The sequence below is a fragment of the Plastoroseomonas hellenica genome (assembly GCF_018129085.1).
GTDB lineage: Bacteria > Pseudomonadota > Alphaproteobacteria > Acetobacterales > Acetobacteraceae > Plastoroseomonas > Plastoroseomonas hellenica.
Window position 1 is genome coordinate 1 of record NZ_JAAGBB010000063.1, and the last position, 15,764, is coordinate 15,764.

The following is a 15,764-nucleotide window of genomic DNA, read 5'->3' on the forward strand; positions in this document are numbered from 1 at the left end:
GCCCGCCAGGCCGCCCCGATCGCCGCGGCCTGGGCGCGGGCCGCCTGCCCCAGCGGGTCGCGCAGCTCGACCGGGATGCGGGCGGTCCAGCGGCGCTCGGCATAGTGGCCATGGGCATCCGGCGCCGGCCTGGCCACCGGGCGCGGCGTATGCGCCATGCGCTCATAGACGCCGCGAACCTCGTCCCAGATCACGGTGCGGTAGCCGCGACCGGCACCGTCATGCCGCACGAAGCCGACCGCGACACCGGGCGTCGCGGCCAGGGCGCTGTAGATCCCGAAGCTGAGGCGCTGGATGCCGCTCGGGCGGGAGGCGATGCGCGCGTGTACGAACAGGTCTTCCACGTCGACCCACAACGTCATGACGGCAGCCATCCTTCCCGACGAGCAGGGGAGGATGTGGCGCGCGATTGCATTCTGGTAAGCATGACCTCGCAGCGTTCCGGGCCGGAGGACGGCCCGGGCATCCCTCAGCCCGTCCCGCGCTCGGCGGCCATGTCGAGCAGGCGCCCCCAACGCGGCGTCGAGTGCAGCATGGCATAGAGCGGGGCGATCCAGCCGCGCTTGCGCCAGTCGAGGAAGGTCGCGTCCGGCACCGCATCCAGCTTCGCGGGATCGACCGTCAGGAAGCCGTCGACCCGCACCTTGCCGCCGGCGCGGAAATCGAGCTGCGCCTCCTGCTGGCGCAGCAGCCCGGCATCGCGCAGCGCGCGGCCGAAGGCGACTGAATCCTGCAGGGTCGCCCGCATCGCTGCCGCGAAGCGCAGCGCCTGCTGCAAGGCCTCCGCCGGCTTGCCATCCTCGAACAGCGGCTCGCCGCCGCCATCGACCAGCAGCGGCGATTCCTTCTCGAGCGCCAGCACCAGCTTCTCCGGCGCGTCGGAGGCCGGCAGCAGGATGAAGGGGTAGCAGCGCATCCAGGCCGGCACGTAGAAGCCGGGGCGCCAGCCGCCATCCTGCTCCTCGACCAGCAGGTTCTCGCCGGCGCGGACGCCGAGCACCGCGACCGGCACCGGGACGTCGCCGGCCGAGATCACGACCGGCGTCTCGGAGGCCGCGACCACTTCGCTGAGGCCGAGCGGGATGGCGTTGATGCCGCTCGCGAAGCCGAAGCCGACACCGCGGTCGAGACCGAGCGTCGCATGGCGCGTCGCCTCCACCGCCTCGACGGCGCGGAAGATGCCCGGGATCGGGCCGGCCTCGGGAACCGGGTTGGTGGTGCTCATCGTCAGCCTCCGCGGGTCAACAGCGCCTGTACCGCGCGCAGCCAGTTTTCCCAAGCCTGGTCGGCCACCGCCGCCGCCTGTTCGGATTCGCGCGACGCCGCGTTCAGCCGCCGCCGCGCTTCCGCCAACTCCTGCCCGGTGCGATCCTCGACCGCCTGGCGGGCGCGGCCGAGCGCCGCTTCCGTCACCCGCCAGACGCGGATTCGGGTGCGGAGCTCGTCCAGCAGCCGGCGCACGCCCTCCAGCGCCTCCACCGTCGCGGCGAGGTCGGCGCGGCCCGGCACGTCCTGCGCCGTGCGACCCAGGATCTCCTGCAGCCGCTCCAAGGTGCCGGGGCCGCCGGGCAGGCGGCGTTGGTTCTGCTCGATGTCGAATTCGCGCCAGCGCAGCAGCACGAGATCGCCGAGGCCGGCATCCCAGAGCGGCACCTCCTGGCGCACCGCGCGTTCGAAGGGCAGGCGCATGGTGGCGGGCTCGGCGGCCAGCGTCGCCTCGGCGCGCAGGCCGAAATCGCCCTCCGCCACCACCGGGAAGCGGGGCGTCGCCCCCTGGCGGCGCGGCACGTCGACGATGATCGGGCCGCGCCCGCCACGCGGGTCGATCGCGATCGCGACCTCCTCGGTGCGGGCGATGTCGACGATGACGAAGCCGCGCCGCGCGCCGATGCGCGCGATGCGGTCGGTCGAGGAGGAGGCGGTGGTGAACTGCACGTCGCGGTCGCGTGCGAAGGCGAGGATGCGGGTGTCGCCCTGCGCCACGGTGCGGATCTCGGCATCGCCCAAGAAGGCGCCGGCCTCGTTGCCCTCGGCGCCGAACACCGTCACCAACCCATCCGGCAGCGCGGTCGGCAGGGAGTTGCGGATGCGGATGGCGGAGAGCGGATTGCGCGCCGAGAGATCCTGGATCCACCAGACCCGGTCCGCCGGCAGGCGGGCGTCGAGGAAGGGGACATTCGCGGTCTCGCCGGCGCGGATCGTCACCGGCTCCCCCAAGGCAAAGGCGACACGTCCGGCGGTCGCGGCCGCCTGGATCGGCAGCGCCGGTGCCGAAGGGTCGGCGCGGTCCTGCTGCGCCGCCGCGAAGCCGGACGGCGCGCCGCCGAGCGCCCGCTGCCTTTCCGCCACTCCGCCCTGCACGGTCGGCGCCGCCATGGGTGCCGGCGCGGGTGGCGGCGGGGGCGGCGGCGGGCGGGTGCCGGTATCGGCCTGCACCCGGACCGCGTCCGGCACCCGGACCGGCATCTCGATGCGCGGCACCCGGATCGGCTCATAGAGCGGCTGGTGGAAGGCCGCCGCCTCCCCCGAGACCAGCGCCAGGCGGATCCGCTCCCAGTCCGAGCCGGAGGCGTTCTCGACGACCGCCCAGCCCTGCAGCCGCGCCTGGGTCTGCGTCGATCCCGGCGCCGGCACCAGCAGCCGCCAGGACGGCTTCCAGAGCGGCGCGCCGGTCACATAGAGCACCGCGACATTGCGCGCCCGGTCGGCGCGGAGCCCGATCTCGACCCGCCGCTCATCGGCGGTGCGCGCCGCCGCCAGCGCCTCGGCGGCGCGGGCGACACGGGCGGCAAGCCCCGCATCGGTGAGCTGCACCTCCTCCCCTTCGCGCAGCAGGGCGGTGACCAGGCCGCGCGGGGTGATCAGGGTGACGCGCAGCCCCTGCTGGGTCTCCTGCGCATCGGCGATGCGGCCGGTGGCGCCGGTGGCCGTCGCTTCCTGCCCCCGCAACGCGTTCAACAATGCGGCGCGGCTTTCGAAATCGGCGGGGCGGAGCGGCAGGCCGCGGAAGGCCTCCTCCGCCAGGTCGCGGGCCGGCAGGCGCACGCCTTCGACGGTGCCGGCGGGATCGGCGACCACCAGGCTGCGCAGCAGGTCGTCGATATCGGTGGTGGGTGCGCGGAAGGTGACGCTGCCGCCGGCCGCGACCTCACCCGAGCGCTCGATCTGCGCGAGCCCGCCGGAGGAGAGGGTCACGCTGCGCACCGGCAGGTCCTCGGCCAAGGCCGAGAGCGCCGTGCCGGCGAGCAGCATGGTGGCGAGGCCGATCTGGCGCATGCAGGCTTATCCTTCCCCGGAATGAAGTCGGGCGCACACTAGGCTTGCCGGCCGCGGCGCCTCAAGCGGTGGCGGGTGACAAGGCCGGCATCGCGGCCGCTTTACGCAGCGCGGCCGGCCGCCGAGACTGCGGGCCATGACGACCAGCCTCGCCGCCCGCCTCGAACGCACCCTGGAAGACCTGCCGCGCCGCTACCCGGGACCGGGTGGTGCCGTCGCGGTGCTGCAGGAGGGCGCGGTGCTCGCCCGCCACGCCTGGGGTTTTGCCAACGCCGAGCGGCGTATCCCCTTCACGCCGAAGACGCTGTTCCGCATGTGCTCCATCACCAAGCAGTTCACCTGCGCCCTGGTGCTGGATGCTTTCCCCGATCCTTCGGTGCTGGACGGCGACATCAGCGGCCGCCTGCCGCTGCTGGAGCAGCCGGCGCCGGGCGCGCTGCATCTCTGCCATAACCAGTCGGGGCTGCGGGACTACTGGGCGGTCGCGATGCTGCAGGGATCACCGGTCGAGGCGCCCTTCGGCGATGTCGAGGCGGCGCGGCTGATCGCTGGCACCCGGACGCTGCATTTCGCGCCGGGCACCCGCTATTCCTATGTGAACCAGAATTTCCGCATCCTGTCGGACATCCTGGAGGCCCGCACGGGACGCAGCTTCGCCGAGCTGCTGCGCGCCCGCATCTTCGGCCCCGCGGGGATGGAGAGTGCCACCCTCGCCGCCGATACCCGCGCCCTGCCGGACGGCACCGAAGGCTATGAGGGCAGCCAGGCCGGCGGCTTCCGCGCCGCCGAGAACCGCATCCTCTGGACCGGCGATGCCGGGCTCGCCGCCAGCCTCGACGACATGATCGCCTGGGAGACGCACATCGATGCGACGCGCGACGACGCGGCGTCGCTCCATCGCCGCCTCTCGGCGCCCGTCGCCTTCCAGGATGGCACGCCCGCCGATTACGGCTTCGGCCTGGCGCGTGGGCCGGCGCTCGGCCGCGCCGCGACCGGCCATGGCGGCGCGCTGCGCGGCTGGCGCAGCCATCGCCTGTACCTGCCGGCGGAGCGCCTCTCCGTCGTCGTGATGTTCAACCATTTGTCGGATGCGCATGCCGCGGCACTCGACCTGCTGGCGGCAGCCCTCGGCGAAGCGCGGCCGCAGCCCGCTTCCCTCCCGGCCCCCGCCTGGCTTGGCGCCTATCTCGAGCCGGAGACAGGCCTGGCGGCCCGCATCGACCGGCTGCCGGAAGGCCCGATCCGGCTGCGCTACGGCCACTCGGCGGAGCGGCTGGAGCTGCAGTCCGATGGCAGCGCGACCGGCGGCCGCACCCGGCTGCGCCCGACCGCGGAAGGGCTCTGGCTCGATCGCCCGCAGGAGAATTTCTCGGGCCTGCTGCGGCCCTGCGAAGGCGCGCCGGCGCGCGATGTCGCCGGCCGCTACCGCTGCGCCGAGCTGGAGGCGGAGCTGACGGTCGCGGATGCCGGCGGAGTTCTGTATGGCGGCTTCTCCGGCGCCCTCGGCCAGGGCCGGATGGAGCTTCTGGACCCGATCGGGCCGGATCTCTGGGCGCTGCCCTGCCCGCGCGCGCTCGACCACACACCGCCCGGCGACTGGACGCTGGCCTTCCGGCGCGACGCGGCAGGGCGGGCCGTGGGCGCGACCGTCGGCTGCTGGCTGGCACGCGGGCTCGACTACGCGCGCATCGGGCCGTAGCGGCCGCCCGGCGGCAGCTTCGCGCCTGACACGCGACTGCGTCAGACCTTCCGCGCGTTCCAGAAGATCGGGAAGGATGCCGGGACGATGTCCTGCACCGAGGTCCGGTAGGCCGTCGGGTTGAAATGCTGTCCGGTCGGCAGATAGGGCACTTCCTCGAAGGCGATCCGCTGCATCTGACGCGCAATCGTGAGCTGCGCGGGGCGGTCCGCCGCGTCCAGCCACTGCTCGCGCAGCGCTTCCAGGCGTGGCGAGACGGGCCAGCCGAACCAGGCCGCGGGCCCGTTGCCGCGCAGCGGGATATGGGTCGCGGGGTCGGCGACCGTCAGCCCCTCATAGGTCGTGCAGAAGGCGCTCCAGCCGCCGCGCTCGACCGGCTCCTTGCTCGAGCGGCGCTGGACGAGCGTGCCCCAATCCATCGCCGCGAACTCGACGTTCAGCCCGAGGCGCCGGAACAGGTCGTTCGCCACCTGCGCGATCGCCATGGTCGCGGGGTAGTCGGTCGGCGCCATCAGCACGACGCGTTCATGGGCGTAGCCGCTCTCGGCGACCATGCGGCGCGCGCGCGCGAGGTCGCGGGGACCGGTCAGGACCTCCAGCGCCTCGTCATTGGCCATCGGCATGCCAGGGGTGAAGATGCCGGCGGGTGTGCGGAAGAGCTCGGGCTCGGCGCCGAGCGCCGCGGTGACGAAATCCTTCTGGTCGAGCGCCGGCAGCAGCGCCTGCCGCAGTGCCTGGTTGTTGAAGGGCGGCTGGGTGTGGTTCAGCGCGACCATGCCGATCACGCCGATGCGGTCGTTCACCGCGACGCGGATCTGCGGGTTGCGGCGCATCAGCGGCAGCAGGTCGGCCTGCGGCTGCTGCACCCAATCGACCTCGTTGTTGCCGAGGGCCGACACGGCGGTCGCGGAATCCGGCATGATCCGCCACTCGACGCGATCGAAATGCGCCTGCTTGCCGCCGGCCAGGAAGCTCGGCGCCTCCTCGCGCGGCCGGTAGCGCTCGTTCCGCGTGTAGATCGCCTGCGAGCCCGAGACCCATTGCTCCCGCTCGAACCGATAGGGACCGGAGCCGACATACTCCGTGATCTGCGTGAAGGCATCGGTGCGGGCGATGCGCTCCGGCATCACGAAGACCTGGTTGGCGAGCGCGTCCAGCATCAGGCCGAAGGGCCGCTTCAGGCGGATCGCGAAACTGCGGTCATCCGGTGCCGTCATCTCCTCCGTGAGCGAGAGCAGGGTCTGCCCGAGCGGCCGCCGGCGGCCCCAGCGCTGTATGCTGGCGATGCAATCGACACCGCGCACGGGGATGCCGTCATGGAAGACCAGCCCCTCTCGCAGCCGGAAGCGCCAGGTCAGCCGGTCGTCGGAAACCTCCTGTGCCTCGACCATCTGAGGCCGCGGCGTGTAGGTGTCGTCGAGCCCATAGAGCATGTCCCAGATCAGCAGCGCGTGGTTGCGCGCGACCGTCGTGGTGGTCCAGACGGGATCGGGGTTGTTCAGGTTGCCCTCGGGCACGAAGCGCAGCACCCGGTTCGCGTCCTGCGCCAGCGCCGGCCGGGCGAGCGCCGGCAGCGCGGCGGTGGCGGCCAGAAGGGACCTGCGTCGCATCCTCGTCTCCCGGGAAGTCAGCGCTCGCGAAGCAAATGCCGCGCCAGGAAGGCCAGCACCTCACGATACGCCGTCCGGCGATTGTCGCGCTTGAGGAAACCGTGACCCTCGTCCGGGAAGGTCAGGTATTCGACCGGGATGTCGCGGGCCCTGAGGGCTGCCACGATCTGCTCGCTCTCCTGCGGCGGCACGCGCGGATCGGTCATACCCTGGGCGACGAACAGCGGGCAGCGGATCGCCGCCGCCTTGTGCAGCGGCGACAGGCTCTCGAGCAGTTCGGCATCGCGCAGGGGGTCGCCGTATTCGGCCGCCCGATGGCCGATGCGCCAGGGGCCGGTCCGCTCGAAGAAAGTCTTCCAGCGGGCGATGCCGTAGTATTCGACCGCCGCGGCCCAGAGATCGGGATAATGGGTCACGGCCATCAGCACCATCCAGCCGCCATAGCTCTGCCCCATCACCGCGATACCAGCCGCATCGATCTCCGGCTGCCGGGCGAGCCAGGCCCGCGCCGCGGCGACGTCGCGCACTGCGTCCATCCGCAGCTCCCGGTCGTCGAGCGCCGCATAGGCGCGGCCATAGCCGGTGGAGCCGCGGATATTGGGCACCAGCACGGCGATGCCGAGCGCCGCGATCGCCTGCAGGTCCGGGCGCCAGTTCGGCAGCGCCTGCATCTCCGGCCCGCCATGCACCCAGATCAGCGCCGGCCATCCGCCGGCAGGCCGCGGCCCCTCGGGCTGGATCAGGAAGGCCGGGATGTCCCGGCCGTCATGGGCGGAAAACGACATCGCCGCCCAGCCTTGGGCACCGGCGGGTGCGGCACCCGCCGCGAACAGCAGCCGTGCCGCCGCCTGCCCCGTCTCCGCCAGCCAGATCGTGCCGGGCCGGGTCGGCTGCAGCAGGTCGAAGGCGACCGCGCCGCCATCCGGGCGCCAGGTGAGTTTCTGGATCACGCCGGGCAGATGACGCGGTTCCGCGACGACCTGGCCGGTCGCGGCATCCAGCAGCCGGAGCTGCGACCAGCCGCCGAGATTGACGACGACGGCGAGGCGGTCCCCATCGGGCGACACCTCCAGCCGCTCCACATCCGCCTCCGGCGCATGCAGGAAGCGCGGCGTGCCGCCCGGCGCCATCCAGGCGACGCCCAGGAATTCCCGCCCGCGATCGGTCAGCAGCCAGAAGCCTTCGCCGTCGCGGCGCCAGCGCGGGGCCTGGTGGCGCCATCCCTCCCCGCCCGGCGTCGCCGGGGTGCTGGCGCCGGTCGCGATATCGACGCGATGCAGCAGGCTCTCGAAGGCGCGCGGCGCGGCGGCGAGCAGGACGGAGCCGCCATCCGGATGCCAGGCCGCCAGCTCATGCGGCCCCTGAACCTCGCGGAGGCGCCGCATCGGGCCGCCATCCAGCGGCAGGATGACGGGATCCGCATGGGCGGGATTCCGGGCATTGGCGGTGACGGCGACCGCGCTGCCATCCGGCGCGAAGGCGCCCCAGCCATGCATGACCTTGGGCGCCGCAGTCAGGGCCTGGGCCACGCCGGCGGGCGGCAGGCGATAGAGCTGGATCCGCTCATCCCCCGCCGCGTCGCGGCCGAAGACGGCGCCGCCATCCACGGGGCTGCCGGCGACGAAGGCCACGGCGTCCCGGTGGGCGGTGCGGGCCGCGGCCGCGCCGTCCGGCCGGACCTCCCAGACCTGCGCGGAGCCGGCGGCGTCCGAGAGGCAATAGAGCCGGCCATCGGCGGCATAGCTCGGCAGGGTCGCCGCCGGCGCGTCGAGCATGGGATCGAGGATCGCGTCAGGGCGGCGCATCACGCGGCGGTCCAGCCGCCATCGACGATGAGCGCCGTGCCGGTCATCAGCGAGGAGGCGTCGGAGGCGAGGAACACCACGGCACCGGTCAGGTCGCCCGGCTGGCCGACGCGGCCGAGCCGGATGTTCGACAGGATCCAGTCCCGCGTCGCCGGATCGGCCAGGCCGGGCCGGCTCATCGGCGTCTCGATGAAGGTCGGGCAGAGCGTGTTGACGCGGATGCCGAGCGGCGCAAGCTCCAGCGCCGTCGCCTTGGTGAAGCCTTCCATCGCCCATTTGGTGGCGCAGTAGACGCTCCGCCGCGGGCCGCCGACCTGCCCCATCTGGGAGGAGACGTTGATGATCGATCCGCCGCGCCCGGCATCGCGCAGCCCGCGCGCGACCGCCTGCATGGCGAAGAAGGCGGCGCGGGTGTTGAGCGCGGTCACCGCGTCGTAATCCGCCTCCGTCACCTCCAGCACGTGGGCGTGACGGGCGGTGCCGGCATTGTTCACCAGCACCTCGAAGGGCCCCTGTCCCGCGACCGCGCGCGTGACGGCGGCGGTGTCGGTCACGTCGAGCGCCAGCGCCGCGGCGCGGCCGCCCTTGGCGCGGATCGCCGCGGCCGCCGCCTCGATCTCGGCCGCGCTCCGCGCGACGAGCGTGACCTCGGCGCCGGCGAAGGCGAGCGCGCCGGCAGCCGCGAGGCCGATGCCGCGGCCAGCGCCGGTCACCAGCGCCCGCTTGCCGTCCAGCCGGAAGGACGGCGCTTCCGGCAATTCGACCGCGGCGCTCACGGCGCCGCGCCCGCGTAGGGGATGTTGCGGCCGCCATAGCGGCGAAGACGGATATTTGCCTGCTCGGCATGGCCGGCGAACCCTTCGAGCATGCAGAGGCGGGAGGCATAGGCGCCGATCATCGCCGAGGCCTCGTCGGTCAGGACGCGCTGGTAGGTGCAGGTCTTCAGGAACTTGCCGACCCAGAGGCCGCCGGTGTAGCGCGCCGCCTTGCGTGTCGGCAGCGTGTGGTTGGTGCCGATCACCTTGTCGCCATAGGCGACGTTGGTGCGCGGGCCCAGGAACAGCGCGCCGTAATTCGTCATATGCGCCAGGAAATGGTCGGGGTCGCGCGTCATGACCTGCACATGTTCGGAGGCGATGCGGTCGGCTTCCCGGACCATCTCCGCCCGGTCCTCGCAGAGGATGACCTCGCCGAAATCCTCCCAGGCCTTCCGGGCGATAGCGGCGGTCGGCAGGATCTCCAGCAGCCGCGCCACCTCTCGCATCGTGTCGCGGGCGAGCGCCTCGCTGTCGGTCAGCAGCACGGCGGGGGAGTTCGGCCCGTGCTCGGCCTGGCCCAGCAGGTCGGTCGCGCAGATCTCCCCGTCCACGCTGTCGTCGGCGATGATCAGCGTCTCGGTCGGGCCAGCGAAGAGGTCGATGCCGACGCGGCCGAAGAGCTGGCGCTTGGCTTCGGCGACGAAGGCGTTGCCGGGGCCGACCAGCATGTCGACCGGCGCGATCGTCTCGGTGCCGAGCGCCATGGCGCCCACCGCCTGCACGCCGCCGATGCAGTAGATCTCGTCGGCGCCGGCCAGGTGCTGGGCCGCGACGATGGCCGGCGCCGGGCGTCCCTCGAAGGGCGGCGCGCAGGTGGCGATGCGCTTGCAGCCGGCGACCCGGGCGGTGACGACCGACATATGCGCCGACGCGAGCAGCGGGTACTTGCCGCCGGGCACGTAGCAGCCGACCGCGTTCACGGGGATGTTGCGATGGCCAAGCACCACGCCCGGCAGCGTCTCCACCTCGATGTCGCGGAGCGCCGCCTTCTGGTGCTCGGCGAAGTTCCGCACCTGCGCCTGGGCGAAGCGGATGTCGTCGAGGTCACGGACCGAGAGCTCGCCGAGGCAGGCGCGGATCTCGGCATCGGTCAGCCGGGGATCGGCGCGGTCCCACTTGTCGAAGCGGATCGAGAGCTCGCGCACCGCGGCATCGCCGCGGGCGGCGATGTCGGCCAGGATGCCCTCAACGGTCGCGCGGACCTTGGCGTCATCCGCCGCCGCCGCGGCGGCGTCGCGCCCGGTCTTGAGGTATCGGGCCATGCTGTTCCTCCGGTATTGCGGTCCCGCGCACTGCGCCGGGGCGGAGACGGGCCTGTCAACCGGGCGCCTGCGGTCACGGGAACGTCACCGACGCTCTCAGCCCGGAAAGGCCGTGGCGTGCGCGGCCTCCCAGGTCAGCCGCACGGCGTCCCCGTGCCGCAGCGTGGCCGCATCGGCCATGCCGGCCTGCAGCAGGGCTGACCATTCCGTACCGTCCGGCAGCCGCAGCACGTAGCGGCGGGCATTGCCGAGATAGATCAGGTCCACGAGCTCGGCCGGCACGCCTTCGCCTGCGGCGGAGAGGCGGAGGCGTTCCGGCCGGATGGCGAGGGTGACGCGCGTTCCCGGCTGGGCGGAGAAGCGGTCGGAGGCCAGCATGGGCACGCCCGCGACGGCGATGCGGCAGGCATCGCCGTCACGGCCCAGCACCGTGCCCGGGATGAAATTGGTCTCGCCGACGAAGCTGGCGACGAAGCGGGTTGCCGGGCGCTCGTAGAGTTCGGAGGGCGTGCCGATCTGCTGGATCCGGCCCTCGTCGAAGACGGCGATGCGGTCGCTCATGGTCAGCGCCTCGGCCTGGTCGTGCGTGACGTAGAGCACGGACATCCGCTGCTCCCGGTGGAGGCGCTTGATCTCCAGCTGCAGCCCCTCGCGGAGCGCCTTGTCCAGCGCGCCCAAGGGTTCGTCCATCAGGAGGAGAGCGGGGCGGTAGACCATGGCGCGGGCCAGGGCCACGCGCTGCTGCTGGCCGCCGGAAAGCTGGCGGGGCAGCCGGTCGCCGTGGTCGGGAAGGCCGACCATGGCCAGGGCGGCGCTCACCAGCCGCTCCGCCTCCGCCCGCGGCGTGCCGCGCATCTCCAGCGGAAAGGCCACGTTCCGCCGCACCGTCATGTGCGGGAACAGGGCGTAGTGCTGGAACACCATGCCGATATCGCGCTTGTAGGGCGGCAGCCGGTCCACCGGCTTGCCGGCCAGGATGATCCGGCCGCTATCCGGCTGCTGCAGGCCCGCCACCAGCATCAGCGTGGTCGTCTTGCCGGATCCGGACGGGCCGAGGAAGGTGAGGAACTCGCCATGGCGCAGCTCCAGGCTGACATCGTCCACGGCGGCGAGGCGGCCGTACTGCTTGCGGATGCCCCGCAGCTCCAGGATGGGCCCCGCGGGATCGCCCATGGCGGGCAGGGTCATTCGCGGTCTCCGTTACGGCGGCGCAGCAGGGCCTCCAGTGCCAGGGCGATCAAGGCGACGAGGAAGCAGAGGGAGGCGATGGCGGCGACCGTCGGGTCGAAGTCGCCGCGGATGTTGGACCACATCTGCACCGGCACGGTGCGCAGCCGGGCGGAGCCGACGAAGAGCGAGACGATCAGCTCGTCGAAGGACAGCACCGCGGCGAAGAGCATCGAGGACAGGACCGCCGGGGCGAGCAGCGGCAGGGTGATGCGGCGGAAGGCAGCGGCGGGCGTCGCGCCGAGGGTCGCCGCCGCCGCCTCCAGCCGCGGATCGAGCGAACGGAGCGCGGAACCGACGGTCGCGATCACGCAGGGCAAGGTGACGACGACGTGGCCGATCACCATCCCCGCCAGCGTGCCGTTCAGTCCGAGGCCGCGATAGGCGATGTAGAGCCCGGCCGAGGTGATGATGCTCGGGACCACCAGCGGCGCCATCAGCGCGGCGCCGACGAACCCGGCGCCGGGAAGGCGGCCTCGGATGAGGGCGAGCGCGGCCGCGGTGCCGAGGGCGGTCGAGAGCAGGGCGGTGGGGACCAGGATCTGGATGCTGACCCAGACGGCGTCCATCCAGGCGGGGTCGCGCACCAGGTTCTCATACCAGCGGAGCGAGTAGCCGGGCGGCGGGAAGCGCAGGAAGGAGGCGGAGCTGAAGGAGATGATCAGCACCACCACGAGCGGCGCGACGAGGTAGATGCCGACCAGGGCACAGACCAGCGCACGCAGCAGGCGCCAGCGCCCCATGCCGTCCCCTCTCACCGCGCCACCGCCTTCAGCCCGACCAGCCGGTGCAGCAAGCCCAGCAGGCCAGCGGTCACGGCCAGCAGCACGAAGGAGAGCGCGCCGGCGACGCCCCAGCTTCCCAATTGCCCGACCTGGTCCTGGATGAGCTGGCCGACCATGGTCTGGCGTGGGCCGCCGAGCAAAGCGGGGATGACGAAGTAGCCGAGCATGCTGATGAAGACGAGCGTCGCCCCGGTCATCAGCCCGGGCAGCGAGAGCGGCAGGTAGACGCGGAGGAACGCCCGGACGGGCGAGGCGCCCATGGTCAGGGCGGCCGGCATCAGCGTCGGGTCGATCCGGCGCATGGAGCTGTAGAGGGGGAAGATGACGAAGGGCAGCAAGGTCTGCACCGCGCCGAGCAGCACGCCGGTGAGGTTGTAGATCAGCGGCAGCGGCGCATCGATGACGCCGATGTTCACCAGCAGCGTATTCAGCGGCCCGCGCCGCTGCAGCAGGATGACGGTCGCGAAGCTGCGGACGAGGAGGCTGGTCCAGAACGGGATCAGCACGAGGAAGGTGAGCAGGCGGCGCGTGCGCGGGGATCCATGCGCCATCGCATGCGCCACCGGATAGGCCAGGATGAGCGTGACCGGCGTCGCCGCCGCGGCGATCATCACGGTATTGACGAGCACGTGCAGATAGACCGGCCTCTCCCAGAGCAGGATGAAATTCTGCAGGCCGGGTTCCGGATGCGTGAAGGCACGGGCGAGCAGCATGCCGACCGGCAGCGCGAAGGCGATGAGCATCACCAGCGCCGCCGGCAACAGCAGGAGCCAGGGCCCAGCGCCCCGGCGGCCGTTCACCGGGCCAGCTTCCACGCGGCCCAGCGCTCCATCAGTCTCCGCTCGTTCTGCCGCCACCACTCGGCGTTGATGACGAAGCCGCGGCGCGTGTTCTCGGGCGAGGTGGAGAGCCAGGGGGAGATGGCCGGGTCGATGCTCGCGAAGGCGGCCGGGTTGGTCGGCGCATAGGCGATCATGTTGGCGAGCCTCGCCTGGTTCTCCGCGCGCGTCATCACCTCGATCAGCTTCATCGCCGCCGCGCGGTTCCTGCTGCCGCGGGGCACGACGAGATAGTCCACCGACTGGATGTTGCCCTCCCAGGCGATGCCGATCTCGGCGCCCTTCTTCGAAGCGTCGTAGGCGCGGCCGTTGAGGATGATGCCGATGCTCACCTCCTCGTCCACGAAGAGCTGCTGGGACTGGGAATTGGTGGTCCAGAAGATCGTCTGCGCCTTGATGGTGTCGATCTTGCGCAGCGCGCGCTCGACGTCCAACGGGTAGAGGTCGGCGGGCGCGACGCCGTCGGCCATCAGCGCGGCCTCCAGATTCGCGACCGGCTGGTCCAGCATGGTGCGCTTGCCCGGGAATTGCCGCATGTCGAACAGGTCCGCCCAGGTGGTGGGGCGGCGCGCCGCCGGGAAGGTGCGGGTGTTGTAGGCCAGGTTGTAGGACCAGGCGATGCAGCCGATGCCGTACTCGTGCACGAATTGCGGCGCGATGCGGCTGGTGTCCACGACGGTGGTGTCGATCTTCTCCAGCAATCCGTCATGCGCGCCGCTGAACAGGGTGTTGATGGTCACGTCCACCACGTCCCAATCGGGCGCGCCGCTTTCCGCCATGGTGCGGAACCGGGCGGCGTTCATCGGGCCGTCCTGCACCACGCGCGCGCCGGTCTCGGCGGCGAAGGGGTCGCAGTAGCAGACCTTCTGCGCCTCCTGGTAGGCGCCGCCCCAGCTCGCGAAGACCAGGGTCGTGCCGCGCAGGCTCTGCGCGCGGGCGGTGCGCGCCGTCGCGCCGGCACCGAGTGCCGCCGCCGCGCCGAGAAGCGCGCGGCGCGTCGGGCGGATGAGGGAACCCGTCATGTGTCGCTACTCCTTCTCACTGTGCTGGGATCAGGCGGCGCGCAGGTTCTCACGGAGGGTGCGGCCGTGATACTGCGTGCGGAACAGGCCGCGGCGCTGCAGTTCCGGAACCACGGCCCGGCAGAATTGCTCGAACATGCCGGGGAACATGGTGGGGGCCAGGACGAAGCCGTCGCAGGCGCCGCCGGTGAACATCGCCTCCAGCCGGTCCGCCACCATCTCCGGCGTGCCGACGATCTCCCGGCCCTTGCCGCGCTTCACCGCGGCCTCCTTGAGCGACAGCCCCTCGGCCTTCATGGCCTGGGCCATCATGTCCGCCGTGCCCTGCATGCCCTGGTTGCCCTGGTCGAGATCGGCGAGCGTCTTGCCCTCGGTGAGCTTCGTCAGGTCGGCACCGAGCCCCGAGGAGGAGGCGGCGAGGCTGAGCTCGGGGTCGATCAGGCCGTTCAGGTACTCCGCGCGCTCCCGCGCGATGCTGTCCGTCTCGCCGAGCACGATCTGGATGCCCGGAAGGATGACGCAATCCTCCGGCGCGCGGCCGTGGCGCTGCATGCGGCCGTGGATGTCCTCGCGGAAGGCCCGCATGTCCTCCACCGAGCGCTGGGTGGTGAAGATCGCTTCCGCCCAGCGCGCCGCGAATTCCCGCCCGCGGTCGGAGCTGCCCGCCTGCATGATCACCGGCCGCCCCTGCGGGCTGCGCGGGATGGACAGCGGCCCGCGCGCCTTCACCCAGCGGCCGGCATAATTCGCGTAGCGGACCTTGGACGGGTCGGCGAGGATGCCGGCCTTCTTGTCCAGCACCATCGCATCCGGGTCCCAGCCCTCCCACAGGGCGAAACAGGCCTCCAGCACCTCGTCCGCCCGGTCGTAGCGCAGGTCCTTCGGCGGCAACTCGTCCATCCCGGCGTTCTGCGCCTCGAGGTCGGTCGCTGACGTGACGACGTTCCAGGCCACGCGGCCGCCGCTCATCGCGTCCAGCGAGCCGAGCCAGCGCGCCAGGTGATAGGCGGTGTGGAAGGTGGTGGAGAGGGTGGCGCCGAGACCGAGGTGGCGCGTGGCCGCCGCCATCACGGGCAGCACCACGGTGGGGTCGAGGAAGCTGATCTGGCCGCCGCGCCGCAGATAGGCGTCATAGCTGCCGCCATGCACATCGTAGAGGCCGAACAGGTCCGCGAAGAAGCAGGCGTCGAAGCAGGCCTCCTCCAGCACCCGCGCGATGTGCTCGTAGCGCGAGGGGCGGAGGATGTCGCCCAGGGTGGATTCCGGGTGCCGCCAGCCGCCCACATGCATGGCGGTGGGGCCGGTCTTCAGATAGGCGACGAGGTGCATCCGGCGTGGCGGCATGGGGTGCTCTCCCTGAGGACAGAAGCCTGGCACACGGCGGAATCACGGCGCATCCATCGATCCGTAGGAGGCACACG

12 protein-coding genes and 1 pseudogene are annotated in these 15,764 nt (G+C 72.1%); 1 reads left to right on the forward strand and 12 read right to left on the reverse strand.

The genetic code is table 11. The features are described 5' to 3' along the window. From GXW71_RS29950 to GXW71_RS29960, 3 genes and pseudogenes are all read right to left on the reverse strand, one after another. Positions 1-362: pseudogene (locus GXW71_RS29950) on the reverse strand (hypothetical protein); the annotation flags it as partial. 107 nt (positions 363-469) lie between these two features. Then, positions 470-1,225 carry a SapC family protein gene (locus GXW71_RS29955; protein ID WP_211856391.1) on the reverse strand — a complete coding sequence of 252 codons (756 nt, stop codon included), beginning with the start codon at positions 1,223-1,225 and terminating at the stop codon, positions 470-472. A 2-nt stretch (positions 1,226-1,227) separates the two neighbouring features. Then, positions 1,228-3,276, reverse strand: a complete 2,049-nt coding sequence (locus GXW71_RS29960) for a hypothetical protein (protein WP_211856392.1) — start codon at positions 3,274-3,276, stop codon at positions 1,228-1,230. Between the two features lie 136 nt (positions 3,277-3,412). Between GXW71_RS29960 and GXW71_RS29965 the strand changes: the two genes are divergently transcribed. Beyond that, positions 3,413-4,975 (forward strand): D-aminopeptidase, encoded by a 1,563-nt coding sequence (locus GXW71_RS29965; protein ID WP_211856393.1) that lies wholly within the window; start codon positions 3,413-3,415, stop codon positions 4,973-4,975. Between the two features lie 41 nt (positions 4,976-5,016). Here the strand turns inward: GXW71_RS29965 and GXW71_RS29970 are convergent, their stop codons facing one another. The 9 genes from GXW71_RS29970 to GXW71_RS30010 all read right to left on the reverse strand — a co-directional run bounded on the left by GXW71_RS29970 (position 5,017) and on the right by GXW71_RS30010 (position 15,687). Continuing rightward, positions 5,017-6,585 (reverse strand): ABC transporter substrate-binding protein, encoded by a 1,569-nt coding sequence (locus GXW71_RS29970; protein ID WP_211856394.1) that lies wholly within the window; start codon positions 6,583-6,585, stop codon positions 5,017-5,019. Positions 6,586-6,602: 17 nt separating this feature from the next. After that, positions 6,603-8,390, reverse strand: coding sequence for a S9 family peptidase (locus GXW71_RS29975; RefSeq protein ID WP_211856395.1), 1,788 nt, complete (start codon positions 8,388-8,390; stop codon positions 6,603-6,605). After that, a complete protein-coding gene (locus GXW71_RS29980; protein WP_211856396.1) occupies positions 8,390-9,166 on the reverse strand; it encodes an SDR family NAD(P)-dependent oxidoreductase in 777 nt (258 codons plus the stop codon). Before GXW71_RS29980 ends, GXW71_RS29975 begins: the two co-directional genes overlap by 1 nt. Continuing rightward, positions 9,163-10,470, reverse strand: coding sequence for a histidinol dehydrogenase (hisD, locus tag GXW71_RS29985; RefSeq protein WP_211856397.1), 1,308 nt, complete (start codon positions 10,468-10,470; stop codon positions 9,163-9,165). Before hisD ends, GXW71_RS29980 begins: the two co-directional genes overlap by 4 nt. A 96-nt stretch (positions 10,471-10,566) precedes the next feature. Further along, positions 10,567-11,658, reverse strand: coding sequence for an ABC transporter ATP-binding protein (locus GXW71_RS29990; RefSeq protein ID WP_211856398.1), 1,092 nt, complete (start codon positions 11,656-11,658; stop codon positions 10,567-10,569). Continuing rightward, complete coding sequence (locus tag GXW71_RS29995; protein WP_211856399.1) at positions 11,655-12,440, reverse strand: ABC transporter permease; 786 nt, start codon at positions 12,438-12,440, stop codon at positions 11,655-11,657. The genes GXW71_RS29990 and GXW71_RS29995 overlap by 4 nt, the downstream gene beginning before the upstream one ends. Before the next feature lie 11 nt (positions 12,441-12,451). Then, a complete protein-coding gene (locus tag GXW71_RS30000; protein WP_211856400.1) occupies positions 12,452-13,282 on the reverse strand; it encodes an ABC transporter permease in 831 nt (276 codons plus the stop codon). Next, entirely contained in the window at positions 13,279-14,343 is a 1,065-nt protein-coding gene (locus GXW71_RS30005) for an ABC transporter substrate-binding protein (protein WP_211856401.1), read from the reverse strand. Before GXW71_RS30005 ends, GXW71_RS30000 begins: the two co-directional genes overlap by 4 nt. Before the next feature lie 30 nt (positions 14,344-14,373). Further along, positions 14,374-15,687: an LLM class flavin-dependent oxidoreductase gene (locus GXW71_RS30010; RefSeq protein WP_211856402.1), complete on the reverse strand. Its 1,314-nt coding sequence runs from the start codon at positions 15,685-15,687 to the stop codon at positions 14,374-14,376. Positions 15,688-15,764: the final 77 nt, after the last annotated feature.